This is a genomic window from Actinoplanes sp. CA-030573 (assembly GCF_050951115.1).
Lineage (GTDB): Bacteria > Actinomycetota > Actinomycetes > Mycobacteriales > Micromonosporaceae > Actinoplanes.
In genome coordinates this window covers 7,503,988-7,529,552 of the sequence record NZ_CP192038.1, presented here as the reverse complement: position 1 = coordinate 7,529,552, position 25,565 = coordinate 7,503,988, and the positions used below count along the sequence as shown (strand labels likewise).

At 70.8% G+C, this 25,565-nt stretch carries 25 protein-coding genes; 21 read left to right on the top strand and 4 right to left on the bottom strand.

Annotated elements, in window-relative coordinates; translation table 11 throughout:
- The first annotated feature begins 59 nt into the window (after nucleotides 1-59).
- Nucleotides 60-1,712, top strand: coding sequence for a replication-associated recombination protein A (locus ACQP2F_RS34595; RefSeq protein ID WP_433294996.1), 1,653 nt, complete (start codon nucleotides 60-62; stop codon nucleotides 1,710-1,712).
- 946 nt (nucleotides 1,713-2,658) lie between these two features.
- On the opposite strand, the gene ACQP2F_RS34590 is transcribed toward ACQP2F_RS34595, so the two are convergent.
- On the bottom strand, nucleotides 2,659-2,976 hold the full coding sequence (locus ACQP2F_RS34590) for a hypothetical protein (protein ID WP_433294994.1): 318 nt from the start codon (nucleotides 2,974-2,976) through the stop codon (nucleotides 2,659-2,661).
- Nucleotides 2,977-4,257: 1,281 nt separating this feature from the next.
- The gene (locus ACQP2F_RS34585) at nucleotides 4,258-4,725 is read right to left on the bottom strand and encodes a hypothetical protein (protein WP_433294992.1); all 468 of its coding nucleotides are present in this window, start codon (nucleotides 4,723-4,725) and stop codon (nucleotides 4,258-4,260) included.
- Between the two features lie 94 nt (nucleotides 4,726-4,819).
- On the opposite strand from ACQP2F_RS34585, the gene ACQP2F_RS34580 reads away from it, so the two are divergent.
- The 12 genes from ACQP2F_RS34580 to ACQP2F_RS34525 all read left to right on the top strand — a co-directional run bounded on the left by ACQP2F_RS34580 (nucleotide 4,820) and on the right by ACQP2F_RS34525 (nucleotide 16,343).
- Nucleotides 4,820-5,506, top strand: a complete 687-nt coding sequence (locus ACQP2F_RS34580; protein ID WP_433294990.1) for a hypothetical protein — start codon at nucleotides 4,820-4,822, stop codon at nucleotides 5,504-5,506.
- A gap of 67 nt (nucleotides 5,507-5,573) precedes the next feature.
- Nucleotides 5,574-6,023 carry a DUF948 domain-containing protein gene (locus ACQP2F_RS34575; protein ID WP_433294988.1) on the top strand — a complete coding sequence of 150 codons (450 nt, stop codon included), beginning with the start codon at nucleotides 5,574-5,576 and terminating at the stop codon, nucleotides 6,021-6,023.
- A 22-nt stretch (nucleotides 6,024-6,045) separates the two neighbouring features.
- Entirely contained in the window at nucleotides 6,046-6,309 is a 264-nt protein-coding gene (locus tag ACQP2F_RS34570; RefSeq protein ID WP_433294986.1) for a hypothetical protein, read from the top strand.
- Entirely contained in the window at nucleotides 6,306-8,987 is a 2,682-nt protein-coding gene (alaS, locus tag ACQP2F_RS34565) for an alanine--tRNA ligase (RefSeq protein WP_433294984.1), read from the top strand. The genes ACQP2F_RS34570 and alaS overlap by 4 nt, the downstream gene beginning before the upstream one ends.
- Before the next feature lie 39 nt (nucleotides 8,988-9,026).
- Nucleotides 9,027-9,485 carry a Holliday junction resolvase RuvX gene (ruvX, locus tag ACQP2F_RS34560; RefSeq protein WP_433294982.1) on the top strand — a complete coding sequence of 153 codons (459 nt, stop codon included), beginning with the start codon at nucleotides 9,027-9,029 and terminating at the stop codon, nucleotides 9,483-9,485.
- Complete coding sequence (mltG, locus tag ACQP2F_RS34555) at nucleotides 9,482-10,672, top strand: endolytic transglycosylase MltG (RefSeq protein ID WP_433294980.1); 1,191 nt, start codon at nucleotides 9,482-9,484, stop codon at nucleotides 10,670-10,672. The genes ruvX and mltG overlap by 4 nt, the downstream gene beginning before the upstream one ends.
- A gap of 288 nt (nucleotides 10,673-10,960) precedes the next feature.
- Nucleotides 10,961-11,497, top strand: coding sequence for an RICIN domain-containing protein (locus ACQP2F_RS34550; RefSeq protein WP_433294978.1), 537 nt, complete (start codon nucleotides 10,961-10,963; stop codon nucleotides 11,495-11,497).
- Nucleotides 11,498-12,319: 822 nt separating this feature from the next.
- Nucleotides 12,320-12,598: a group II intron maturase-specific domain-containing protein gene (locus ACQP2F_RS34545; protein ID WP_433307705.1), complete on the top strand. Its 279-nt coding sequence runs from the start codon at nucleotides 12,320-12,322 to the stop codon at nucleotides 12,596-12,598.
- 138 nt (nucleotides 12,599-12,736) lie between these two features.
- Nucleotides 12,737-13,579 carry a shikimate dehydrogenase gene (locus ACQP2F_RS34540; protein ID WP_433294976.1) on the top strand — a complete coding sequence of 281 codons (843 nt, stop codon included), beginning with the start codon at nucleotides 12,737-12,739 and terminating at the stop codon, nucleotides 13,577-13,579.
- A 78-nt stretch (nucleotides 13,580-13,657) separates the two neighbouring features.
- Nucleotides 13,658-14,836, top strand: coding sequence for a chorismate synthase (aroC, locus tag ACQP2F_RS34535; RefSeq protein ID WP_433294974.1), 1,179 nt, complete (start codon nucleotides 13,658-13,660; stop codon nucleotides 14,834-14,836).
- Nucleotides 14,836-15,339, top strand: coding sequence for a shikimate kinase (locus tag ACQP2F_RS34530; RefSeq protein WP_433294972.1), 504 nt, complete (start codon nucleotides 14,836-14,838; stop codon nucleotides 15,337-15,339). The genes aroC and ACQP2F_RS34530 overlap by 1 nt, the downstream gene beginning before the upstream one ends.
- A 47-nt stretch (nucleotides 15,340-15,386) precedes the next feature.
- Nucleotides 15,387-16,343 carry an NADP-dependent oxidoreductase gene (locus tag ACQP2F_RS34525; protein ID WP_433294970.1) on the top strand — a complete coding sequence of 319 codons (957 nt, stop codon included), beginning with the start codon at nucleotides 15,387-15,389 and terminating at the stop codon, nucleotides 16,341-16,343.
- 138 nt (nucleotides 16,344-16,481) lie between these two features.
- Here ACQP2F_RS34525 and ACQP2F_RS34520 read toward each other — a convergent pair whose 3' ends face one another.
- Nucleotides 16,482-17,207 (bottom strand): Clp protease N-terminal domain-containing protein, encoded by a 726-nt coding sequence (locus ACQP2F_RS34520; RefSeq protein WP_433294968.1) that lies wholly within the window; start codon nucleotides 17,205-17,207, stop codon nucleotides 16,482-16,484.
- Between the two features lie 124 nt (nucleotides 17,208-17,331).
- Here ACQP2F_RS34520 and aroB point away from each other — a divergent pair, with 124 nt between their 5' ends.
- From aroB to nusB, 4 genes are all read left to right on the top strand, one after another.
- Nucleotides 17,332-18,393: a 3-dehydroquinate synthase gene (gene aroB, locus ACQP2F_RS34515; protein WP_433294966.1), complete on the top strand. Its 1,062-nt coding sequence runs from the start codon at nucleotides 17,332-17,334 to the stop codon at nucleotides 18,391-18,393.
- Entirely contained in the window at nucleotides 18,390-18,824 is a 435-nt protein-coding gene (gene aroQ, locus ACQP2F_RS34510) for a type II 3-dehydroquinate dehydratase (RefSeq protein WP_433294964.1), read from the top strand. Before aroB ends, aroQ begins: the two co-directional genes overlap by 4 nt.
- A 66-nt stretch (nucleotides 18,825-18,890) precedes the next feature.
- On the top strand, nucleotides 18,891-19,448 hold the full coding sequence (efp, locus tag ACQP2F_RS34505; protein ID WP_433294962.1) for an elongation factor P: 558 nt from the start codon (nucleotides 18,891-18,893) through the stop codon (nucleotides 19,446-19,448).
- Nucleotides 19,449-19,517: 69 nt separating this feature from the next.
- Nucleotides 19,518-19,928 carry a transcription antitermination factor NusB gene (nusB, locus tag ACQP2F_RS34500; protein WP_433307704.1) on the top strand — a complete coding sequence of 137 codons (411 nt, stop codon included), beginning with the start codon at nucleotides 19,518-19,520 and terminating at the stop codon, nucleotides 19,926-19,928.
- Between the two features lie 1,015 nt (nucleotides 19,929-20,943).
- Here nusB and bldD read toward each other — a convergent pair.
- Nucleotides 20,944-21,432: a transcriptional regulator BldD gene (gene bldD / locus ACQP2F_RS34495; RefSeq protein ID WP_020517563.1), complete on the bottom strand. Its 489-nt coding sequence runs from the start codon at nucleotides 21,430-21,432 to the stop codon at nucleotides 20,944-20,946.
- Nucleotides 21,433-21,710: 278 nt separating this feature from the next.
- On the opposite strand from bldD, the gene pyrR reads away from it, so the two are divergent.
- From pyrR to carA, 4 genes are read left to right on the top strand one after another with little or no spacing between them, the layout of a single operon-like run.
- Nucleotides 21,711-22,271 (top strand): bifunctional pyr operon transcriptional regulator/uracil phosphoribosyltransferase PyrR, encoded by a 561-nt coding sequence (gene pyrR, locus ACQP2F_RS34490; RefSeq protein ID WP_433294959.1) that lies wholly within the window; start codon nucleotides 21,711-21,713, stop codon nucleotides 22,269-22,271.
- Nucleotides 22,268-23,191, top strand: a complete 924-nt coding sequence (locus tag ACQP2F_RS34485) for an aspartate carbamoyltransferase catalytic subunit (protein WP_433294957.1) — start codon at nucleotides 22,268-22,270, stop codon at nucleotides 23,189-23,191. The genes pyrR and ACQP2F_RS34485 overlap by 4 nt, the downstream gene beginning before the upstream one ends.
- The gene (locus tag ACQP2F_RS34480; RefSeq protein WP_433294955.1) at nucleotides 23,188-24,456 is read left to right on the top strand and encodes a dihydroorotase; all 1,269 of its coding nucleotides are present in this window, start codon (nucleotides 23,188-23,190) and stop codon (nucleotides 24,454-24,456) included. The genes ACQP2F_RS34485 and ACQP2F_RS34480 overlap by 4 nt, the downstream gene beginning before the upstream one ends.
- Nucleotides 24,457-25,563: a glutamine-hydrolyzing carbamoyl-phosphate synthase small subunit gene (carA, locus tag ACQP2F_RS34475; protein WP_433294953.1), complete on the top strand. Its 1,107-nt coding sequence runs from the start codon at nucleotides 24,457-24,459 to the stop codon at nucleotides 25,561-25,563. It begins immediately after the preceding gene.
- The last annotated feature ends 2 nt before the right edge of the window (nucleotides 25,564-25,565 follow it).

Genomic DNA, 25,565 nt, shown 5'->3' with positions numbered 1-25,565 from the left:
GCCCGTCCCGCGTTGTGACATTTCGGGCAACGCGGGCCGGGCCGGTACTGTCGGTGGCGATGGAGACGGACGGGCTTTTCTCGTTGAGCCAGCCGAACGGGACGCAGGTGGCATCGCCGGCCACCGGCTTCGCGGCACCCTCCGCCGACTCGCCGCTGCCCGTCCGCATGCGGCCCGCCGGCCTCGACGAGCTGGTCGGCCAGGAGCACCTGCTCGCGCCGGGCAGCCCGCTGCGCCAGCTGGTGACCGGGTCGAGCCCGATGTCGGTGATCCTGTGGGGCCCGCCCGGCACCGGCAAAACCACCATCGCGCACCTCGTCGCGGCCGCCACCAACCGCAAGTTCGTCGCCATGTCGGCGCTCACGGCCGGCGTCAAGGACGTGCGCGCGGTCATCGACACGGCCCGGCGCGAGCGGCAGCGCGGCGGACCGCCGACCGTCCTGTTCATCGACGAGGTCCACCGCTTCAGCAAGACCCAGCAGGACTCGTTGCTCGCGGCGGTCGAGGACCGGACCGTCACGCTGCTGGCGGCGACGACGGAGAACCCGTACTTCTCGATCATCTCGCCCCTGCTGTCGCGCTGCGTGCTGCTCACCCTCCAGGCGCTCGGCGACGAGGACGTGCGCCGGCTGGTGCGCCGCGCGGTCACCGACGAGCGCGGGCTGGGCGGTCAGGTCACGCTCTCCGCCGAGGCCGAGGACCATCTCGTACGCCTGGCGTCCGGCGACGTGCGCAAGGCGCTGACCGCTCTCGAGGCCGCCGCGTCGTCCGCCGCCGCACAGGGTGCATCCGAGATCGACCTCGCCACGGCGGAGAAGGCCGTCGACGTGGCGGCCGTGCGCTACGACCGGGACGGCGACGCGCACTACGACGTGACCAGCGCGTTCATCAAGAGCATGCGCGGCAGCGACCCCGACGCGGCGCTGCACTGGCTGGCCCGGATGCTGGTGGCCGGGGAGGACCCGCGGTTCATCGCCCGGCGCATCGTGATCTTCGCGAGCGAGGACGTGGGGATGGCCGACCCGCAGGCGCTGGTCGTGGCGACGGCGGCGGCCCAGGCCGTACAGCTGATCGGCCTGCCCGAGTGCCAGCTCAACCTGGCCCAAGCGGTGGTGCACATGGCGACGGCACCCAAGTCCAACAGCGTCACCACGGCGTTGGGTTCCGCGATGGCAGACGTACGGGCGGGACGGGGCGGGGCAGTGCCGGCGCACCTGCGAGACGCGCATTATCCCGGGGCACGTGGCCTAGGTCACGGTCGCGGTTACCGGTATCCCCACGACGACCCCCGCGGCGTCGTGACGCAGCAGTACATCCCCGACGATCTGACCGCCGCGGAGTACTACCGGCCGACCGACCACGGGTCCGAACGCGCAGTCAGCGAGCGTGTTCCGCGCCTGCGCCGGATCGTCCGCGGGTTGCCCGCTCCGGCCCGCCCCGCCGCCGCGTCCACCGTCCCGCCCGCCGAGGCCGCTCCCGCTTCCGCCGCGGCCGCTCCGCCTCCTTCCGCGGCTGCTCCGGCTCCTTCCGCGGCCGCTTCGGCGGAGACGGCCGACCGCGCGGCGGGTGGTGGATCTGGCCCCGATGCGTCACGCTCTTCGGTTAGCACCGAGCCCTCGGCCGGGAGCGCCGAGCCCCCGGCCGGGACCGCTGAGATCCTGGCCCGGACGACCGACGACAGCGGCGAAGCCGCCGGAAAGGAACAGCCGTGAAATCGCGCGGTGCCGAACGGCCCGACGACGAGGCCGACCTGCGCAACGATACCGCCGCCCGCAAGGGCCGGCGGTTCGGTCGTGGCCGTCCGGAGCCGGCGGAGCCCGTGGAGGTCCCGCGCGAGGAGACCGGCTGGCTCGACGACCTGCGCACGGCCAAGCAGGAGCGCGGCGCGATCGGTCCCGGCACCCTGGCCGGCGAGACTCGTCCGAGCAAGTCCGGCCGCCTGGCGCCCGGCCCCGACGACCACCCCGAGGAGGACGACCGCCCCTTCGGCAGCGGCGCTCCCGGCTGGCAGTCCTCCAGCGGTTCCTTCCCCGCGACCGGCGCCCCCGCCCCTGTCTCTCCGGTCTCTCCGATCTCTCCCGCACGTGGCGCCGGTCCCGGCCGCCCGTCGGCCCCCGCCGGTTCACCTCCGCCCGGCCGCCCGCCGGCCCCCGCTGGCTCACCTCCGCCCGGCCGCCCGCCGGCTCCCGCCGGCTCACCCGCGCCCGGCCGCCCGCAGGCGCCCGGCGCGTCACCCGCGCCCGGCGCCTCACCCACGCCCGGCGGCGCACCGGTGCCCGGCGGCTCGCCCGCGCCCGGTAGGCCGGTGGCACCTCGTGGGAGCACTCCTGGCCGCCCCGAGGCCCCCCGCGGTGCCGATCCGTCTCGCGGCGCGGCTCCTGGTTGGCAGGAGCCCAGCGGCGCACATCCCGCGGCCGCCTGGGTCGACCAGGCCAACTCCGGACCGGTGAGCTCACCGGCCGCCCGCGCCGGTCGCGCCGCCCCCGCACCCCGTCAAGCGCCGTCCGGGCAGCAGGGCCGGGGCCCGATCGGTCCCGCACCGGTCTCCGCGCCCGAGGGCGCCCGTCGCGCCGCTCCCACCGGGCCGCCGCAGGTTCCGGGCCAGGTCCGAGGCCGCAACGACCAGGCCGCCTACGCCGCGCCGCCCGCACCCGCCCGCTACGGCGACGCCGGCCAGCTCGATCCGTCGACGTCCGGACCGATCCCGGCCGTGCCGCTCTCGGGCAACGCACCCGAGGTGCCGACGCCGCGCCCGGTCTCGCCCGCTTCGCGCCCGGTGTCCCCGGCGTCCCGGCCCACGTCGTCGGCCGGCCCCCGCGACCGCTTCCGCACCGACGGCCCGTCCAGCGGCGGCGCCGCCCGGCCCGCGTCTCCGGCCGGCGGACCGCCCCCGACCGGTCGCCACGGCAGCGCACCCATGCCCGGCTCACCGGCCGGCGGGCCGCCTCCGGCCGGTAGGCACGGCAGCGGGCCCATGCCCGGCTCGCCGGCCGCGGGCCCGGCTCCAACCGGTCGCCACGGCAGTGCGGCGCAACCTTCGTCACCTGCCGGTGGCCCGCCCGCGACCGGCCGCCACGGCGCGAGTGGGCCAGTATCGCCGGCTGGTGGGCCGCCCGCGGGCGGGCGCTACGGCGGTGGCTCGGTTTCCCCGGCTAGTGGGCCGCCCGCGGGCGGGCGCTACGGCGGTGGCTCGGTCTCTCCGGCCAGTGGCCCACCTTCGGGCGGGCGCTACGGCGGTGGGCCGGTGTCGCCGGCCGGTGGGCCGCCTGCTGGGGGTCGGTTTGGTGGTGGCGGCTCGGGACCGAGCTTCCCGGGCGGCGGGCCGGGCTATCCGGGTGACGAGCCGACGGGACGGCATGGTGGCGAGCCCACCGGCCGCCACGGTGCGCCGGCCGATGAGGAGAGCACCGGACGCCACGGCGCGATCGAGTCCGGCGGGCGTCGTCGTTCGCAGGATCTTTCGGGGACGCCCGCCACCGGGCCGCGCGGTCGTGGTGGCCGCGGCGTGCCGGCGCAAGGCGCGCCCGGCGTCGGCGGCGCGGCTGGCATTGGCGGCGCGGCCGGCATTGGCGGCGCGGCTGGCGTAAGCGGCGCGGCCGGCGTTGGCGGCCCAGCAGGCGTAGGCGGGCCCGGTGGTCCGGGTGGGACTGGGCCTGTCGGTCCTGCCGGTGGTCCGGGTGTTACCGGTGCTCGCCGGCCGGCGGGCGGCGGGACCGCGCGGGCGGCGGCGAAGGTCGTGCCTCCGGTAGTGCCGGGGCGGCAAGGCGCTCGGCCGCCGGCCGTGCCGGGACGGGCCGGTGCCATGGCCGGTGGGGCGGCGCAACGGCCTGGGGAGACTTCGGGGCCGATCAACCGTGGGCGTGGGCCTCGCAACGGTCCTGGCGTGCCGCCGGGCGTTGACGAGATGCCCTCGGGGCCGATCGGCGTGGACGGCATGCGCTCGGGCCCGATAGGTCCGAACGGTGTGCGCTCGGGGGCCGTGGGACCGGATGGCATGCGCTCGGGGCCTGTCGGGCCGGATGGCGTGCGCTCGGGGGCCGTGGGGCCGGATGGCCGGCGACCCGGGCCTGGTGGGCGAGGGTCCGGCGCGGTGCGGCCCGGTCCCGACTCGGTGCAGGACAGCCAGGCGCTGCCGGGGCGGCCGGTCTCTGGTGGGCAGCGTGGGATGCGTGACCCGCAGGACAGCCAGGCGCTTCCGGGGCGGCCGGTCTCGGGTGGGCATCATGGCCAGCCTCTTCCGGGGCGGGTCGGTGCGGCTCAGGCCGGGCCTCCGCCGATCGGGCCGGGGACTGACGGGCGTCGGCCCGGCGGGCGCAACGGTGGGCCGGGCGGCTCCGGGCCGGTGGGCTCGGCCTCGGTGGGCTCGGCGACGACCGGTGCGGCGCCGGTTGGCTCGGCGTCGGTCGGCTCGGCGCCGATGGGTGGTCCGGTGGCGGGGGCGGCCTCGGTCGGTGCGGCTTCGGTGGGTGCGGCTTCGGTGGGCGCGGCCTCGGTCGGTTCGGCTTCGGTGGGTGCCGCCTCGGTTGGGGCCGCGTCCGTGGGCTCGGCGGCGGCCTCGGTCGGCCCGGCTTCGGTGGGTGGGGCCTCGGTGGGCGCGGCCTCGGTCGGCGCGGCCTCGGTTGGCGCGGCTTCGGTTGGCGCGGCTTCGGTGGGTGCGGGCTCGGTCGGTGCGGCCTCGGTCGGTGCGGCCTCGGTGGGGGCGGCGCGCGGGGGAGCGGCCGCCAAGGCGTCTGCTCCCGGTGGGCTTCGGGGCGGTGCTCCGGGCGTACGGCCGCCGGGGGAAGAGCGACCCGGCAGCTCGCCCGCCGAAGCCGGCGGTGTGGTCGAGAGCAGTGGGGGAATTCGGGGCGCCTCGGAGGAACTGCGCAACAAGATGCGCAACCGGCGGCAGCTTCGGGTGGTGACGCTGCTCTCGCTGGCGGTGGTGGTGCTGGTGGTGCTGCCGGCGCTGTTCGGGCTGCGGTCGGCCAGCAAGGATCCGGTGTTCAGCTCGCTCGACTCGCTCGACGTGCCCTCGTGGGCGTCGCAGCAGGTGGAGGACAACGGCAGCGGGAGCCGGTGGTGCTTCCTGGACTGCCGGTTCCGGGAGCGCGAGGCCCAGTCGGCCAAGTCGTTCAAGGAGACCACCGCGGCGTACACGAGCGCTCTGCAGAGTGCGGGGTGGACCAGCTGGAAGGTGGGTGAGTGCCCGGAGGTGCCGGTCGCGGCCGATCAGGGCACCTACAGCTGCTGGAAGCGCGACGAGTTCACTCTGGATCTGTGGGTACGCCTGCCGGAGTGCGCGGTCGACCAGGTGGCCGCGCAGGACCCGGCCGCGCTGCCGTCCACGGCGGCTACACCCTCCACCAAGAAGTGCGTGGGGTCGACCGTCAGCATCAAGGTGCAGAACGCGATCACCGACACCCGGGGCAAGCCGGAGCGGCAGGACAAGCCGCAGCTCGGCGAGACGCCGGACCCCGGATTGTCGAACGATCCCCTCTTGGAGCCGACACCCGCGGCGTCGTGAGGCGGCCGGATGTCACGGACGGTAGGGTCTGCACGTTGACCTGCCACCCGTAGAGGAGAAGCGCCTGATGGACGCCGGAGAAATCGCAGGACTGATCGCGGCGGGCGCCTTCCTGATGCTCGTCATCGTGCTCGCCGTGCCGATCCTGAAGCTCGGCCGCACGGTCGACGCCGCCACCCGCGCGATCGACGACCTGACCGTGCGGACCGGGCCGCTGCTGAGCAATGTGAACACGACCGTGGAGAACGTGAACGCCACTCTCGGTCAGGTCCAGGTCTCTTTGGACGGTGTGAACATCCAGCTGGCCAAGGTCGACACGATCACCGAGCACGCCGCCCACGTCTCCGCCAACGTGGCCAACCTGTCCACCGTCGTGGCGGCCGCCGCGGCCAACCCGCTGGTCAAGGTGGCCTCGTTCGGGTACGGCCTGCGCAAGGCCGTGAACAACCGGCGTAACGCCGACGAGGACCGCGAGGTCCGGGCCACCATCAAGCAGCGCCGCAAGGCCCGTCGCTGAATCAGCTGATAAAGGGGAAATCATGAAGCGCCTGCTTTGGCTGGGCGTCGGCCTGGCCGTCGGCGCCCTTGTCGTTCGCAAGATGACGCAGAAGGCGAACGAGTTCACCCCGTCCGGCATCGCCACCTCGCTGTCCCGATCCGCTGGCGGCCTGGTCGAGTCGATGCGTAGCTTCGTGGATGACGTCCGCGACGGCATGACCGAGCGGGAGCAGCAGATCCAGCAGGCGTTCGCCGAGGGTGAGCTGTATGACGACGGCCAGGACGGCCAGGAGGGGAACCGATGAAGACGGCGGAGATCAAGCGGCGCTACCTGGCGCATTTCGAGGCTAACGGGCACACCGTCGTGCCGAGCGCCCCGCTGCCGGCCATCGACGACCCGAACCTGCTGTTCATCAACGCCGGCATGGTGCAGTTCGTCCCGTACTTCCTGGGGCAGCGCACCCCGCCGTTCCCGCGCGCGGTCAGCGTGCAGAAGTGCATCCGGACGCCCGACATCGACGAGGTCGGCAAGACGTCCCGGCACGGCACGTTCTTCCAGATGAACGGAAACTTCTCGTTCGGCGACTACTTCAAGGAAGGCGCGATCAAGCTCGCCTGGGACCTGGTCACCAAGCCGGTGGACCAGGGCGGCTACGGCCTCGACCCGGAGCGGATCTGGCCGACCGTCTACCTCGACGACGACGAGGCCTTCGGGTTCTGGAAGGCGATCGGCGTGCCCGAGGCGCGGATCGTGCGCCGCGACAAGAAGGACAACTACTGGTCGATGGGCATCCCGGGCCCGGCCGGCCCGTGCTCCGAGATCTTCTACGACCGCGGCCCCGAGTACGGGCGTGAGGGCGGTCCCGCGGTCGACGAGGACCGCTACATGGAGGTCTGGAACCTGGTCTTCATGCAGTACGAGATCACGGACGTGAAGTCGAAGTCCGAGTTCACGATCGTGCAGGAGCTGCCGAACAAGAACATCGACACCGGCATGGGCCTCGAGCGCATCGCCTCGATCCTGCAGGGCGTCGACAACCTGTACGAGATCGACGAGGTCCGCCCGATCCTGACCCGCGCCGCCGAGATGACCGGCAAGAAGTACGGCGCGCACTCGGGTCACGTCGCCGGCGAGTCACACCCCGACGACGTACGCCTGCGGGTGATCGCCGACCACGTCCGGACCGCGCTGATGCTGATCGGCGACGGCGTCACCCCGAGCAACGAGGGCCGTGGCTACGTGCTCCGGCGGATCATGCGCCGCGCGATCCGGGCGATCCGCCTGCTCGGCTGGCAGGCGCCGGCCCTGCCCGAGCTGCTGCCGGTGGCCCGGGACTGCATGGCCCCGTCGTACCCGGAGCTGGCCGAGGAGTTCGGCCGCATCTCCGAGTACGCGTACGCGGAGGAGGACTCGTTCCTCTCCACGCTGCGGGCGGGCACGACGATCCTGGACACCGCGATCGCCGATGCCAAGAAATCCGGAAAGTCGGATTTGTCCGGCGCGCAGGCCTTCCAGCTCCACGACACGTACGGCTTCCCGATCGACCTGACCCTGGAGATCGCGCAGGAACAGGGCCTGGAGGTCGACCAGGAGGGCTTCCGGCGGCTGATGGCCGACCAGCGGGCCCGCGCGAAGGCGGACGCCGCCGCGCGCAAGACCGGCCACGCCGACCTCTCGGCCTACCGGGCGGCGCTCGACGCCGGCGGCCCGGTCGAGTTCACCGGCTACCAGGAGGTCACCCGCGAGTCGCGGGTGCGCGCCCTGATCGGCGACGGCGGCGCCAAAACGGTCGCGGGCGAGGGCGACTTCGTCGAGCTGGTGCTCGACGCGACCCCGTTCTACGCCGAGGGCGGCGGCCAGCAGGCCGACAGCGGCGTGATCAACGTCGGCGGCGGCCAGCTCGAGGTCGTCGACGTCCAGCAGCCGATCCCCGGCCTGATCGTGCACAAGGCCCGGGTCATCCGGGGCGAGGTGCGCACCGGCGAGACCGGCTACGCCGAGATCGACGTGACCCGGCGGAAGGCGATCTCGCGCTCGCACACCGCGACCCACCTGATCCACCAGACCATGCGGCACTTCCTCGGCGAGTCGGCGACCCAGGCGGGCTCGCTCAACGCGCCGGGCCGCCTGCGGTTCGACTTCAACACCCCCGGGGCCGTCTCGCCCGTGGTGCTCAACGACGTCGAGCAGCAGGTGAACGAGGTCCTGCTCCGTGACCTCGAGGTGCACGCGTTCATCACCTCCCAGGAGGAAGCGCGCCGGCTCGGCGCGATGGCGCTCTTCGGGGAGAAGTACGGGGACGAGGTCCGTGTGGTTGAAGTCGGCGACTACGCGCGTGAGCTCTGCGGCGGCACGCACGTCACCCGCTCCGGCCAGCTGGGCCTCGTGAAGATCCTCAACGAGTCCTCGATCGGCTCCGGCGTGCGCCGGGTCGAGGCGCTGGTCGGCATCGACGCCTTCGGCTTCCTGGCCAAGGAGCACCTGCTGGTCAGCCGCCTGGCCGAGCTGTTCCGGGTGCCGGGCGACCAGGTCGCCGACCGGGTCGAGCAGACCGTCACGGCGCTGCGCGACGCCGAGAAGGAGCTGGAGAAGCTGCGGGCGCAGATGGTGCTCGGCGGTGCGGCCGCGCTCGCCGGCCAGGCCCGTGACCTGCGCGGTGTGGCGTACGTCGGCACCGAGGCACCCGAGGGTGCGGCCGGCAACGACGTGCGTACGCTGGCCCAGGAGATCCGCGGCAAGATCGATTCCGCCCGGCCCGCGGTCGTCGCGGTCGCCGCCCGGTCGAACGGCAAGGCCTCGCTGATCGTGGCGATCAACGCCGCGGCCAAGTCGCGCGGGCTGTCGGCGGCCGATCTGGTCAAGGGTGCGCTCTCCGGCCGGGGTGGCGGCAACGCCGACCTCGCGCAGGGTGGCGGACTCCCGGCGGAGCAGGTGCCGGCGTTGCTCGCGGCGGTGGAGAAGGCGGTCTTGGCTCTGCCTTAAGTTCCGATTAAGGGCAGGAGCGAGGGGGAGGGTGGCCGCATGAGCGCGCTGTCGCGGGGTAGGCGGCTGGGCGTCGATGTCGGTAAGGTGCGCGTCGGGGTCGCCGTCAGCGACCCTGACGGGATCCTGGCCACCCCCCTGGTCACGGTGCCCCGTGACATGGGTGCGGCACCCGATGCCGTGCCTGGCGACATAGCCGAGCTCGTTCGTCTCGTGGGGGAACACGAGGCGGTCGGGATCGTGGTGGGGCTTCCCGTGCGCCTCAACGGCGCCGAGGGCCCTGCCGCCATCGACATTCGTGCGTACGCTGGGCGACTGGCGGAGGCGGTCGGCACGGTACCGGTCGACCTGGCGGACGAGAGGATGTCAACCGTGGTCGCAACTCGACGGCTCGCCGAGCGTGGCGTCCGGGGCAAGCGGCAGCGGGCGGTCGTCGACCAGGCGGCCGCGGTGGAGATCCTGCAGAGCTGGCTGGACGCGCAGCGGAGGCAGAGATGATCGACGAGCTGGACCTGGCGTTCGACGAGCACGCCGAACGCGGAAGGCCACGCCACCGGCGGGGCACCCGCGGCGGCAAGAAGGGCTCGGGTAAGTCTGGGATCGCCTTCTTGATGGCGTTTATCCTATTGGCGGTCCTGGGCGGCGGCGTGTTCTTCGGCTACAACAAGGTGAAAGGATTCTTCGTCGCCGCCGACTACGACGGGCCCGGCACGACACCCGTTCAGGTGACGATCGAGAAAAACTCCACGCTTACCGAGATCGGCAACACCCTGGTCGATTCGGACGTAGTGAAGAGCACCAAGGCGTTCGTGAACGCGGCCGACGCCAACCCCAAGGGCAAGAACATCCAGTCCGGCACGTACAATCTGCGCAAGCAGATGTCGGCGAAGAACGCCGTGACGGCGCTGCTCGACCCCAAGGCCCGCATCACCTCCGGCGTCACGATCAAGGAGGGCCAGACCGCGCTGCAGATCTATGCGACGCTGTCCAAGGCGACGAAGATACCGATCGCGGACTTCCAGGAAGCCGCGAAGGAGCCGAAGGCGCTCGGCATTCAGGATTTCTGGTACAACCGCCGCGACAAGAAGCCGGCGGCTACCAAGAGCATCGAGGGCTTCCTCTTCCCGGACACGTACGAGTTCGACCCGAAGCTGACTGCGCAGCAGATCCTCGAGACGATGGTGCAGCGGTTCATGTCGGTGACCACTGACATGGGCTTCGTCGACAATGTGCAGAAAAACCTGTCCGTGTCGCCGTACGAGGCGCTGATCACGGCCTCACTGGCGCAAGCGGAGGCGGGCGTTCCCGAGGACCTGCCGAAGGTCGCTCGGGTGGCGTACAACCGAGCCTACAAGGCGAACATGCCGCTCGAGTTCGACGTGACGGCCAACTACTGGCTCGAGCTTAACGGCAAGGCCGCCAAGCACTCCGGCAAGCTGACCGCCGCCGAGATCGACGATCCGAAGAACCCTTACAACACCAAGAGCAAGCGCGGGTTGCCGCTCGGCCCAATCGACAGCCCCGGCAAGGCCGCGCTCGAGGGCGCCATGACACCGCCCGCCGCGGGCTGGCTCTACTTCGTGGCCATCGACAAGCAAGGTCACTCGGTATTCACAGAGGACTACGCCCAGCATCAGCGGAACATCACCAAGGCATGCCAGAACGGAGTTCCGCTCTGCGGCTGAGCCCGGTGCGGCGTAGCTGACCCCATTCTGTCGACACGCCACGTCGCACCGCTTTACTCGGCAAGCCGGTCGCGCATCCTTGTCGCTGATCTTTGACCATCGGGTTCGCGGGCAGCGCCCGAACCGTTGCGCGGAATGGCTCAGTGACCCGCCATGGAGACCGATGCGCCTGAAGAGGTTTATTCCAGAAGATTTACGCCACAGGGTATCGAGCTTAGTGACCATCAGTGTAGGCTTCGGTGACTTGCGGCTCGATCGGGGCTGCGACACCCCACGGAGGCCCTTTTGATGCTGTTGAAGCGGCTTGGCCGAGTCGCTACCGTACTCGCCGCATTTAGCGCGTCCTTATTTGTTTTCTCGCCGGCGGCAAATGCTGCCGAACTTCACGACTTCATCGTCAATTTCAATTCCCAAAAGTGCATCACTGTACCTGGCGGGCTCTCCGGCAATGTCGGAATGATCCAGTACGAGTGCGTATTCCCGGTGCAGGATAATCAGTTTTGGAACTTCCGGGACGTCGGCAGCGGGTATTACGAGATTTGGAACGAGCAGACCAAGAAGTGTCTGAATGTGGCGGGTGCATCGACAGCACAGAACGCGGCGATCATCCAATACCCCTGTAACAGGGATGCCAATGCTGAGTGGAAGACAATCTTTTATGTCCGGGCAGAGGATGACGCTGGGATTGTGCGTGATTGGTATCAACTGAAGAATCGAAATAGCGGTCGTTGCCTGACCGTCAAGGGCGCGAGTACTGCGAACGGTACGCCGCTTATTCAATATGACTGCAATGCCAGCGCCAACAGCAAATGGACTTGGTACTAGCACAAGAAGCCAGCTGAAGCAGGTTTCCGCGTATCGTGCGATGACCGGTTACGGTGTGTCGGTGTTGCGTCCTGAAGGCTAGTCCAGGCTTGCGGGTGGAAGTCCCGTCCGGTATGTAACGGAGCGTTGGGTAGCGAACCGGTCATCTCACGGCGGAGGCCTTGGCTGCCGGCCCTTTCAGGGGTCAGCGTGGTGGGTCTCTCCGGGGTGTGGAGGGTGGCACCTGCGCATGGTCTGGGCTGAAACAGGAGAGACCCGTCCGCGCGGTCTGCGTCGGGCAGAGGCCAGGTGTATAAGCCGATGGCGAAGTCGTCCGCAGCGTGGCGGGATCCGAGGAGGTCGTAGTGCCTTTCAATCGGCGTGCAACAGAACGCACCGAGAGGCACGATCTCGATCGGTGCCGGGAGTTGCCGCCGGTTGGAAGGTGCAAGAACTTCAACGCAAGCCATTGGCCGTGGCCAAGTAACCGAAGAAGCGGCGCTTCAACGCTCTGTATGTCCGTGTTCACAGGAGTGAGGTCCCGTGCGAAGCGCGGCGGCGGGTGCTTCGTGACCGGCTGGCTCAGTAGGCGACCAAGTTGGTGTTGGAACCGATCTCCAAGGCCGACTCTCTGTCGGTATCGTACGGGCCCAGCCGGCACGCAGGCGATGGAACGACTACGCGTGGGGTTCATCGAGGGCTGGGGGGTTCGTGGTCGAGTCCGATTTTCGAGAGTTATTCACCGAGATTGACCATGACGGGTTGATCGAGCGGTCCGGGCTCTGTGGGAGCAGAAGCGCCTCTTGCGTTACCTCCCTGGAGCAGTGGCCGTCGCACCGGGCGATGAAGCGGCTCCGGGGGAAAGTCAGGGCCCGCACCGGGCGCGACCACGTGGGGGTGGGAGATATCCGCGCCGCGAGCGACCATCTCAATCCGATCCTGCGTGGTTGCTACAACTACTTCCGGACCGGGAACGCCGCCGAGAAGTTCCGCCCGGCCGACGATTACGTAGTGTGGCATCTGTGTCGCTTAATGATCAAGAAGCGTGGTCCCAACCTGCGAGCCGGGCGGGCCAGGCAGTGGACAGAGTCTGGTTCAATGAATGGGGTTTCTACCGTTTAGGTGGCACCTCCGGTATCCAAGGACGGCGTAACCCCACGGCAAGAAGATCATCGGTAAGCCGTATGTGGGAAACCGCGCCTACGGATTGAAAGGGGGAAGGGAACACGGGCTCATTGAGCACCGCGCTCCGGACTATCAATGAACTCTGCCGGCAGACCTTCACGCCGGGCCGCCGTGCTCGGCAAGCCGATCGCGCATTCGCTCTCCCCGGTGATCCACAACGCGGGTTTCGCGGCGGCCGGGCTGACCGGCTGGAGCTACGTCGCGATCGAGTGCGCCGAGGCCGAGCTGGCGGCGCTGATCGACGGCCTCGACGCCTCCTGGGCGGGACTCTCGCTGACGATGCCGCTCAAGGAGGAGGCGCTTCGTCTCGCGGCGACGGCGACCTCGGTCGCGCGGGCGACGGGTGCGGCCAACACGCTCGTACGGGGTGAAGGCGGCGCCTGGCACGCGGACAACACCGACGTCGCGGGCATGGTCCGCGTCCTGCGCGACGCCGGTCTCGGCGCGTCCCCGTCGGTGACCGTCCTCGGCGGCGGCGGCACCGGCCGGGCGGCCCTCGGCGCGGCGGCCGAGCTCGGCGCCACCGAGGTGACCGTGGTGACCCGCCGCCCGGAGGCGTACGAAGAGTTGCTCCCGGCCGCCTCGGTGCTCGGCCTGTCGTTGGTCGGCGCCTCCTGGACTGCCGCTCCGTCCCGGTTCGCCGCCGACGCCGTGATCTCCACCGTCCCCAAGGGCGCCGCCGACCACCTGGCCGCCGCCGTGTCCTGGCGGCCTGGGACCGTGCTGTTCGACGCGATCTACGACCCGTGGCCGACGCCGCTCGCGGCCTCGGCGGCGGCCGCCGGGGTGCCCGTCGTCTCCGGGCTCGACCTGCTTCTCGGCCAGGCATTGAGCCAGTTCGAGCAGTTCACCGGAGTACGGCCGGCGCCCGAGGCGGCGATGCGGGCGGCCCTGTTCGAGGCGGCGAGCCGCCGCTAACGTTCCGCCGGCGTTCCGGTTGTCGGGACGCCGCCAGGCGCGCGGCGTCCGGCCCGGCGCGCGTGCAACACTTTCTCCGTGTTGCGCTGGCTGACCGCAGGTGAATCCCACGGCCCGGCGCTCGTCGCGATGCTCGAGGGCGTTCCCGCCGGGGTGGCAGTGACGAGCGAGGAGATCGGGCGCGACCTCGCGCGCCGCCGTCTCGGCTACGGCCGCGGCGCCCGCATGTCCTTCGAGCAGGACGTGGTCGAGATCATCGGCGGCCTCCGGCACGGCGTGACGCTGGGCAGCCCGGTCGCGATCCGGGTCGGCAACTCCGAGTGGCCCAAGTGGCAGACGGTGATGGCCGCCGACCCGGTCGACCCGGCCGAGCTGGCGTCGCAGGCCCGCAACGCGCCGCTGACCCGGCCCCGGCCCGGCCACGCCGACCTGGCCGGCATGCAGAAGTACGGGCACACCGACGCCCGCCCGATCCTCGAGCGCGCCAGCGCTCGGGAGACCGCGGCCCGGGTCGCCGTCGGCGTGGTGGCGAAGGCGCTGGTCAAGCAGGCTCTCGGCATCGAGATCGTCTCGCACGTGATCGAGCTCGGCTCGGTGGCGGCCAAGTCCGGCCTCATCCCGACCCCCGAGGACGCCGACCGCATCGACGCCGACCCGCTGCGCTGCCTCGACCCCGAGGCGAGCGCCCGCATGGTCGCCGAGGTCGACGCGGCGAAGAAGGACGCCGACACGCTGGGTGGCATCGTCGAGGTGCTGGCTTACGGCGTACCCCCTGGTCTGGGGTCTCATGTGCAGTGGGACCGCAAGCTCGACGGTCGCCTGGCCGCCGCCCTGATGTCGATCCAGTCGGTGAAGGGCGTCGAGATCGGGGACGGCTTCACGCAGGCCCGCTCCCGCGGCTCGGTCGCCCACGACGAGATCATCCCGACCGAGGCCGGCGTGCGCCGGGTGACCGACCGGGCCGGCGGGCTCGAGGGCGGCATCACCAACGGCGAGCCGCTGCGGGTGCGGGCCGCGCTCAAGCCGATCTCGTCGCTCAACCGGGCGCTGCAGACCATCGACGTGACCACCGGCGAGCCGGCCACCGCGATCAACCAGCGCTCCGACGTGTGCGCGGTCCCGGCCGGCGCGGTCGTCGCCGAGGCCATGGTCGCGCTGGTGCTGGCCGAGGCCGCGACCGAGAAGTTCGGCGGCGACTCGGTCGCCGAGATCCGCCGCAACCTGGCCGGCTACCTCGACTCGCTGGTGATCCGCTGATGGCGCCGGTCGCCGTGTTCGTGGGCGCTCCGGGTGCCGGCAAGACCACGATCGGCTCCCGGGTCGCTTCACTGCTGGACGTGCCGTTCGCCGATTCGGACGCGTTGATCGAGGCGCAGGCCGGTAAGCCGATTCCCGAGATCTTCTTCGATGACGGGGAGGATGCGTTCCGCGCGCTGGAGGTCGACGCGATCGCGCGCGCCTTGTCCGGATTTAGTGGGATATTGGCGCTCGGCGGCGGCGCGATCTTGAATGACCGCACCCGCTCCTCGTTGCTCGACCAGACGGTGGTCTATCTGTCCGTCGAGCTGTCCGACGCGGTGAAGCGGGTCGGGCTCGGCGGGGGTCGCCCGCTGCTGGCGATCAACCCGCGGGCGACCCTCAAGTACCTGCTCGACCAGCGCCGCCCGCTGTACGCCTCGGTGGCCACCCACACGATCACGACCGACGGGCGCGAGCCGGAGGAGATCGCGGCCGAGGTGGCCGGGCTGCTCAAGGTGTGACGGAGGAGATGCCGCCCCGGCGCGGGCCGGCGGGTACACCTGATCACATGACACGAGCGGTTCGTTTCGATCAGTACGGTGACGTCGACGTCCTGCGCATCGAGGACGTCCCTCAGCCCGAGCCGGCGGCCGATCAGGTCCTCGTCGAGGTGGTCGCGGCCGGCATCAACCCCGGCGAGATCGCGATCCGGACGGGCGCCCTGCACGAGCGATGGCCGGCGACGTTCCCGTCCGGCGAGGGCACCGACTTCGCGGGCCGGGTCATCGAGGTCGGCGCGTCGGTGACCGGGTTCGCGGTCGGCGACGAGGTGCTCGGCTGGTCCGACTGGCGGTCGTCACATGCCGAGCACGTTGTGGTCCCGGCCGACCACCTGACCCGCAAGCCCCTGGCGCTGGACTGGATCCGAGCCGGGGGCCTTTTCGTCGCCGGGGTCACCGCGTACGCGTCGGTCCGTGCCGTGCGGCCGGCGGCGGGCGAGACCGTGGTGGTCAGCGGGGCGGCGGGCGGGGTCGGCTCGCTCACCGTGCAGCTCGCCCGCAACGCCGGCGCCACGGTGATCGGCATCGCGAGCGAGGGCAACGCGGCGTGGCTGCGCTCGGTCGGCGTCATCCCGGTCGCCTACGGCGACGATCTCGAGGAGCGGTTGCGCAAGGTGGTTCCGTCCGGCATCGACGCGTTCATCGACACGTACGGGAACGGGTACGTCGACCTGGCCGCGTCCCTGGGCGTGGACCCGTCCCGCATCAACACCGTGATCGACTACGCCGCCGCCGCGCGCGTCGGCGCGAAGACCGAGGCCAGCCTCGCGGCCAGCGACGCGGAGGTGCTCGGGTTCCTGGCCGAGGAGCTCGCCTGGGGCCGGGTAGTGATGCCGGTCGCGGCCGTGTATCCGCTCGAGGGCGTGCGCGAGGCGTACACCGAGCTGGGCGAGCGGCACACCCGAGGCAAGATCGTGCTGGCGCTGGAGCTGCCCGCCGACGCCGGCCGGACGCCTGCCGTTTGAGATCTCAGCCGGGGCACGTCGGTGAGTCTCTTGACGTTCTCGACGCTTTGAGCGCCGTGACGCTTTGAGGGCGGTGACGCTTTGAGCGCGGTGACGCCACCCCACCCGTTCACTGGGTGGGGTGAGATTACGGGCCGGCTATGACAATTCTCGGCGGCCGTCCACAAGGCGGCTCTCGAGGCGTTCGATGCGCTGGATCAGCGGGGCGATCTCCGCCCGTACGGCCGAAAGAATGCCGGTCGGCACCGCCGCCGTGTTGGCGCGCAGGTGGGTGTAGCCGGCGATCGCCGCCGCGACCGCACGCCTGGTCGCCCGGCCATCGGCGCCGCGTGCCCGCAGCAGGTCGCCGGCCACACCGTCCGGCTCCGACGCGAGCGCGATCAGCAAGTGCTCGCATCCGACGTAGTTGTGGCCCAGGCCGATCGCCTCGCCCACCGCCAGCTCGAGCGTGACCGCGGCCGGGTTGCTGAAGCGCAGGCCGGGCTCGCCGGAACCGGGCTCGGTGCCGGCGGGGACGTCGAGCGTGGCCGGGTCGACCTCGATCGCCGAGAGGATCTGCAGTGCCAGGTTTCCGCCCTCGGCGACCATGCCGGCCAGCAGGTCGCCGGTGGTGACGCCGGCGGACCCGGCGGCCTTCGCGCGGCCGGCGGCCAGGGTCACGGCGTGGACCAGGCGGGCGGTGAAGCTGGGCAGGCGGGCGGCGAGCTGCTCGGGCTCGATGTCGTCGAGCAGGGCCTGCCGGATCGCGGTGGTACGGCGGACGGCCTGCTCCAGGGCACGCTGGCAGATCGCGGAGACGGGCAGTCCGGCGTCCCGGACCGCGTCGGCAAGGTCGTCGGGCAGGTACACGTTGACTTTCGGCATGAGCCAGTTGTAACCCGTTTGGGGGTAGAAAGATATAACCCCATCGCGGCCGTTGGTGTCCGAGGGATGGAACCCCGCTCGGGCGGGACGCTTTTCGTCGTACCGGCCCACTAAGGTTTCCGCCGTGGTGACACGCATACACGTGGGCGGTGACCGGGAGTATGACGTCCTGGTCGGCCGCGATCTGGGCGGCGAGCTGCCGGGGCTGGTCGGCGATGCGGCGCGGGTCGCGGTGCTGTTCTCCGAGCCACTTCGGGCGTACGCGGAGGGCATCGCGAGCGGGCTCGGCGCGCGCACCACGATGATCGAAGTCCCCGACGCCGAGCGGGGCAAGACGGTCGAGGTGGCGGCCCGCTGCTGGGACTCGCTGGGCGAGGCCGGCTTCACCCGCAGCGACGTGGTCGTGGGTGTCGGCGGGGGAGCGGTCACCGACCTGGCCGGCTATGTCGCGGCCTGCTGGCTGCGCGGGGTGCGCTGGGTCCCGGTGTCGACGTCGCTGCTCGGCATGGTCGACGCTTCGGTGGGTGGCAAGACCGGGGTCAACATCGCGGCCGGTAAGAACCTGGTCGGCGCGTTCCATCCGCCGGCGGGCGTGCTGTGCGATCTCGATGCGCTCGGGTCGCTGCCGGCCGACGATCTCACGGCCGGGCTGGCCGAGGTGATCAAGTGCGGGTTCATCGCCGATCCGCGGATTCTCGAGCTGGTCGAGGGCGATCCGGCGGCGGCGGCCGACCCGGGCAGCGACGTGCTGCGGGAGCTGGTCGAGCGGGCGGTCCGGGTCAAGGCCGAGGTGGTGAGCGTCGACCTCAAGGAGTCGGGGCTGCGCGAGATCCTCAACTACGGGCACACGCTCGGCCACGCGATCGAGAAACGCGAGAAGTACACCTGGAAGCACGGCCATGCGGTGTCGGTGGGGTTGATCTTCGCGGCGGCGCTGTCCCGGCTCTCGGGCCGGCTCGACGACGAGACTGCGGCCCGGCACCGAGCCGTCCTGGCTAGCGTGGGGCTGCCCACGGCGTACGGGCAAGGGGCCTGGACCGATCTCCTGAGCGCGATGCGCGTCGACAAGAAGGCGCGGGCCGACACCTTGCGTTTCGTTGTTCTCGATGGCCTGGCGAAACCGGGCATCCTCACCGGGCCCGACGAGGGTCTGCTGCGCGAGGCCTACGCGGAGGTGGCGCGATGATCTACGTGCTCAACGGGCCCAACATCGGGCGGCTCGGCACGCGGGAGCCTTCGATCTACGGAGCGACGACGTACGGCGATCTGGTCCAGCTCTGCCACGATGCGGGCAAGCGCCTGGGTCTCGAGGTCGAGGTGCGGCAGACCGACGCCGAGTTCGAGATGATCCGCTGGCTGCACGAGGCCGCCGACGCGGGCGCCGACGTGGTGATCAATCCGGGCGGCTGGACGCACTACAGCGTCGCGGTGCGGGACGCGTGCGCGATGCTCGGCGGGCGCCTGGTCGAGGTGCACATCTCGAACATTCACAAGCGCGAGGAATTCAGGCACAAATCGGTCATCACGGCCGTTGCGACCGGCGTGATCGCGGGGCTCGGCGTGGACGGGTACCGGCTGGCGCTCGAGCACCTGGCCCAGGTGGGCGATGCCCGGTAGCCGCCGGTAAACTCGGTCGGTCACCGATACGTTTCGCATACAAGGCAGACAGGGTTCTAAGAAAACATGGCTAGCACGAACGACCTGAAGAACGGCCTGGTGCTCAACCTCGACGGCGATCTGTGGTCCGTCGTGGAGTTCCAGCACGTGAAGCCGGGTAAGGGTGGCGCGTTCGTGCGCACCACGCTCAAGAACGTGCTGTCCGGCAAGGTCGTCGACAAGACGTTCAACGCCGGCACCAAGGTCGACACCGCGACGGTCGACAAGCGCACGATGCAGTACCTCTACCAGGACGGCGAAGACTTCGTCTTCATGGATCTGGACACCTACGACCAGATCACCGTCCCCGGCGGCACCGTCGGCGAGAACGCGAACTACCTGCTTCCCGAGGCCGAGGCCACGGTCGCCACGCACGAGGGCGTCCCGCTCTACATCGAGCTGCCGACGAGCGTCTTCCTCGAGGTCACCTACACCGAGCCGGGCCTGCAGGGCGACCGCTCCACCGGCGGCACCAAGCCGGCCACGGTCGAGACCGGCGCGACGGTGCAGGTCCCGCTCTTCATCACCACCGGCGAGAAGATCAAGGTCGACACCCGCGACGGCCGCTACCTCGGTCGTTCCTAGGCCCGTCCAACCGCCCCGCCACCACCCACAATCGGAATAGAGGCCATGTCTGAGGCCCCCAAGACCCAGATGCCCGCGCGCCGGAAGGCGCGGAAGCGGGCGCTGGACGTGCTCTACGAGGCCGACCTGCGCGATCTGCCGCCCAGCGAGGTGCTGCGCACCTACCTCGAGCGGATCGAGAAGCCGCGCCCCGACCACATGGACTACGCGGTGAGCCTGGTCGAGGGCGTGGCGAAGAACCTCGACCGGATCGACGAGCTGATCGCGAGCTACGCCGAGGGGTGGACGCTCGACCGCATGCCCGTGGTCGACCGGAACCTGGCGCGCATCGCCGTGTACGAGTTGCTGTACGTCCCGGAGATCGACGACCCGGTCGCGATCACGGAGGCGGTCGAGCTGGCGCGGCAGATGTCCACCGATGACAGCCCGCGCTTCCTGAACGGGATCCTCGGGCGGATCGCGGAGTTCGCCACGCGGTGATGGTTGGTTGATCGCCGATTTGGCCGCCCGGAGGTTTCCGGGCGGCCTTTTCGCGTTGCGGGGTGGTTCGGCTCGCTGGCGTTGGCTTGCGCTCGGCGTGGACGGCTGGCGATTGGCTCGTGCTCGGATTGGTCTTCGGCTGGAGCAGCCCTCCCGCTTGGGTAGCGGCCTGCTTCGTGAGTGCCGCGCTCGGCGGCGCCGAGTGAGTGCCGCGCTCGGCGGCGCCGATCTTGATGAAGTGGCGCCAGCTGTGCGCGGGAACTCATCAGCGCTTGCGTAAGCGCTAGCTGGCATTCGCCGGGGGTGATGAGTTGCGGTTCGCCCACTGCGCAGAATCTTCAAGATCGGCTGACGGCTGACGGCTGACGGCTGACGGCTGACGGCTGATGGCTGATGGCTGATGGTTGATGGTTGATGGCTGACGGCTGACGGCTGACGGCTACGGGCTCGGGCCGGCGGCTGCGGGCAGGCGGGTGGCGCAGCGGAAAGCGGCCGGGCGGTGCGAGAGCGCGGCGAGGAGCGGGGCGGCGAGGGGCGGCGCGGCGAGGGCCGGCGGGGCTCGGGCCGGCGGCTGCGGGCAGGCGGGAGGCAGCGCGGGCAGCGGAAAGCGGCCGGGCGGTGCGAGAGCGCGGCGAGGGGCGGCGCGGCGAGGGGCGGCGCGGCGAGGGGCGGCGCGGCGAGGGGCGGCGCGGCGAGGGGCGGCGGCGCGGCGAGGGGCGGCGCGGCGTAACGGGAACGGATGCGGCGGGCAGCGGCGTCCGGAGAGCGGCGAGAAAAGGAACTTCGCAAAGCTGCAGGCGGGTCGCTGCCACGGAACGTGAGGACGACCGCCTGAAGGTTCGCGTTCGCTTGATGTGCGAAAACGGGCGGTGCTGTGAAGCCGCACACTCGCGGCGGGCACTAACGGTGATATCGAGGATCTTGCGGCCGCCGAGGGCCGTGACGGGGTGTGGCCGGATAAGGCAAACGAAAGGCCCGCGGGATTGCCGCGGGCCGTTCGAGGTGCCTGAGGGGATCAGCTGGCGAAGAAGGCGCGCGGGTCGGCGACCAGGACACCCTGCTCGGTCAGGCGCTCGATGAGGCCCGACGGCGAGATGTCGTAGACGATGGCGAGCGCGCGCAGGTCGTCGGCTCGGATGGAGAGGACGCGGCCGTTGTAGTCGCCGCGCTGCTGCTGGATGGCCCGGGCGTACCGTGCGACGTAGGCGAGGTCCTCGCCCGTGGTGTCGTACAGCTTTTCCAGGTCGAGCACGATCTTGTTGGTGGCCTCGAGGCGGACACCGCTGCCGTCGGGCAGCAGCTCCGAGACGGGCACGCGGTAGAAGTCGGCCAGCTCGGCGAGGCGCGACACGGTGACTGCGCGGTCGCCGCGCTCGTACGAGCCCACCACGACGGCCTTCCAGCGGCCGTTCGACTTCTCTTCCACACCCTGCAGGGACAGGCCCTGCTGCTGGCGAATGGAGCGCAGGCGGGCGCCCAACGACTTGGCGTACTCAGACGGCATTCGGAACACTCCCAGTACTGTGCTGGCCCGGAGGGTTCTTCCTCCGCGATCGCTACGCAGCGTGACGGTACGCAGTGTCAGGCGGCCGGTCAAGTGTTGGTTACCGATGAGTCGTGCGACGCACGGGGGATGTGCCGGATTCGTCCGTCTGGTACCAGCGTAGGGCAGGTCACCATGGTCAACGCCGCGTCCACTGGTAACGTAGCGTCAGCCATCGGGACGCACCCGTCCCGTCTCCTTTAACGACCCGTCCCGTGAGGCGGGGAAGGAGGTCCGCCGTGGCTTCGCCGCGCGCCGACACGACCAGCAAGATCATTTTGAGCGGGTCCGACCTGCACCGGGTCGTCGACCGGATCGCTCATCAGATTCTCGAGAAGACCTCGGGCGCCACCGGCACCGTCCTTCTCGGCATTCCCACCCGGGGCGTCCCGCTCGCCCACCGGCTGGCCTCGCGCATCCACGCCTTCGAAGGCATCGACGTGCCGGTCGGGTCCCTGGACATCACCCTCTATCGCGACGACCTCCGGCTGCACGCCACCCGCGCGCTCGGCAAGACCGAGCTTCCCGGCGGCGGCATCGACGGGCGGCGGGTCATTCTGGTCGATGACGTGCTCTTTTCCGGCCGTACGGTGCGGGCAGCCCTCGATGCGCTGAACGACGTCGGACGACCCAGCTCGGTGCAGCTCGCCGTCCTGGTCGACCGCGGTCACCGCCAGCTGCCGATCCGCGCCGACTACGTGGGCAAGAACATCCCGACCGCGCTGTCCGAGAGCGTGCGGGTCTCGCTCACCGAGACCGACGGCTTGGACGAGGTCAACCTGACCGGGAGCGAGCAATGATCAAGCACCTGCGCTCGGCCGCCGACCTCGACGCGGCCACCGCCACCCTGATCCTGGACACCGCGGCCGAAATGGCCGCCCTGGCCGGCCGCGAGGTCAAGAAGCTGCCGACGCTGCGCGGGCGGACCGTGGTGAACCTCTTCTACGAGGACTCGACCCGCACCCGGATCTCGTTCGAGGCGGCGGCCAAGCGGCTGTCGGCCGACGTCATCAATTTTTCCGCAAAAGGCTCCAGCGTCTCGAAGGGTGAGAGTCTGAAGGACACGGCTCTCACATTGCAGGCGATGGGCGCCGACGCCGTCGTGATCCGGCACTCGGCGAGCGGGGCGCCGCACCGGCTGGCCAGCTGGGTCGACGGTTCGGTGATCAACGCCGGCGACGGGACGCACGAGCATCCGACGCAGGCGCTGCTCGACGCGTACACGATGCGCTCGCGGTTGGGAAAGATCGAGGGGCTGAAGGTCGCGATCGTCGGGGACGTGCTGCACAGCCGCGTCGCCCGGTCCAATGTGCTGCTGCTCTCGACGCTCGGCGCCGAGGTCACGCTGGTCGGTCCGCCCACGCTGATCCCGGTCGACATCGCCGCCGCGCTCGGTGCGAAGACAAAAGTGTCGTACGACCTCGATAGCGTCCTGCCCGACATGGACGTGGTGATGATGTTGCGAGTGCAGACCGAGCGCATGCAGGACTCGTATTTCCCCTCCGCGCGGGAATACAGCCGGCGCTACGGTCTCGACCTCGCGCGGATGCGCAGGCTGCCGGGGCACGCGATCGTCATGCACCCGGGCCCGATGAACCGCGGCATGGAGATCACGCCCGAGGTGGCCGACTCGTCCCGGTCCACGATCGTCGAACAGGTCGCCAACGGCGTCAGCGCCCGCATGGCGGTTCTCTATCTGCTCTTGGGGGGCAAGGCATGACCGCGTACGTGCTGAAGGGCGTCTCGGTTCTCGGCGGCGCGCCGGCCGACCTCGTCATCCGCGACGGCCTGATCTCGGCCGGCGCGCCGGACAAGACGGCCGAGGTCATCGACGCCGGCGGGCTGGTGGCGCTGCCGGGCCTGGTCGACCTGCACACGCACCTGCGGGAGCCGGGGCGGGAGGACGCCGAGACGGTCGAGACCGGCTCCCGGGCCGCGGCGCTCGGCGGCTACACGGCGGTCTGCGCGATGGCGAACACGTCGCCGGTGGCCGACACCGCCGGCGTGGTCGAGCAGGTCTGGCGCCTCGGTCGCGAGGCCGGCCTGGTCGACGTGCAGCCGATCGGCGCGGTCACGGTCGGGCTGGCCGGCAAGCAGCTGGCCGAGCTCGGCGCGATGGCGACCAGCGCGGCGAACGTGCGGATCTTCTCCGACGACGGCTTCTGCGTGGCCGACCCGCGCCTGATGCGCCGCGCCCTGGAGTACGTGAAGGCGTTCGACGGCATCATCGCCCAGCACGCCGAGGAGCCGCGCCTCACCGAGGGCGCGCAGATGCACGAGGGCGAGGTCAGCACCCGGCTCGGGCTCACCGGCTGGCCGGCCGTCGCCGAGGAGGCGATCATCGCGCGGGACGTGCTGCTGGCCGAGCACGTGGGCAGCCGCCTGCACGTCTGCCACGTCTCCACGGCCGGTTCGGTCGAGGTCCTGCGCCAGGCCAAGGCCAGGGGCGTCCGGGTCACGGCCGAGGTCACGCCGCACCACCTGCTGCTCACCGACGAGCTGGCGGCGTCCTACGACCCGGTCTTCAAGGTCAACCCCCCGTTGCGTACGGCGTCGGACGTCGCCGCCCTGCGCGCCGCCCTGGTCGAGGGCGTCATCGACGTGGTCGCCACCGATCACGCGCCGCATGCGGTGGAGGACAAGGAATGCGAGTGGGCGTACGCCCGGCCCGGCATGCTGGGGCTGGAGACCGCGCTCCCGATCGTGCTCAGCGTCCTCGGCGAGCGGTGGGATCTGATCGCCGACCGGATGTCCCGCACGCCGGCCCGCATCGCCGGGCTCGACGGGCACGGCACCGATCTGACGGCCGGCTCGCCGGCCAACCTCACGCTGGTGGACCCGTCCGCCCGCCGGGTCGTCGACCCGAGCGAGCTGGCGAGCCGCAGCCGCAACACGCCGTACACGGGCACCACCCTGCCGGGTCGCATCGTCGCGACCTTCCTCCGGGGAGAGCCGACGGTCCTGGACGGGAAGGCTGTGAAGTAAATGAGCAAAGCGATATTGGTACTCGAGGACGGACGTACGTTCCTCGGTGAGGCCTATGGCGCCGTGGGGGAGACCTTCGGCGAGGCGGTCTTCACCACCGGCATGACCGGTTACCAGGAGACGCTCACCGACCCCTCCTATCACCGGCAGGTCGTCGTGCAGACGGCCCCGATGATCGGCAACACCGGCGTCAACGGTGAGGACGACGAGTCCGGCAAGATCTGGGTCGCCGGCTACGTCGTGCGCGACCCCGCTCGCCGGCCGTCGAACTGGCGCTCGACCGGCGACCTCGGTGATCGGCTGGCGGCCGAGGGGGTCGTCGGCATCAGCGGGATCGACACCCGGGCGCTGACCCGCCACCTGCGTTCGCGCGGCGCCATGCGGGTGGGCATCTCGAGCGTGGATCTCGACCCGCAGTCGCTCCTGGCTCGCGTCCAGGCCGCGCCGCAGATGGTCGGCGCCGACCTGTCGGCCGAGGTCACCACCTCGGCGAAATACACGGTCGAGGCGATCGGGGAGCACCGGTACACGGTCGCCGCCCTCGATCTGGGCATCAAGCGCAACGTCTCGCGCCGTCTCGCCGAGCGCGGGGTGACCACGCACATCTTCCCGGCCACCTCGACGATCGAGGAGCTGCTCGCGGTCAGCCCGGACGCGGTGTTCTTCTCGCCCGGCCCCGGCGACCCGGCCACCGCCGACGGGCCGGTCGCGCTGGCCCGGGAGGTCATGCGCGTACGGAAGCCGCTGTTCGGAATCTGTTTCGGCAGCCAGATCCTGGGCCGTGCGCTCGGCTTCGGCACCTACAAGCTCGGCTACGGCCACCGCGGCATCAACCAGCCGGTGCTCGACAAGACCACCGGCAAGGTCGAGGTCACCTCGCACAACCACGGCTTCGCGGTCGACGCCCCGCTCAACACGGTGATCGACACCGAGTTCGGCGGCGTCGAGGTGTCGCACGTCTGCCTCAACGACAACGTGGTCGAAGGCCTGCGGGGGCTGGACGTCCCCGCGTTCACCGTCCAGTACCACCCCGAGGCCGCCGCCGGGCCGCACGACGCCGACTACCTCTTCGACCGGTTCGTCGAGCTCGTGGAAAAGAAGGGCTGACG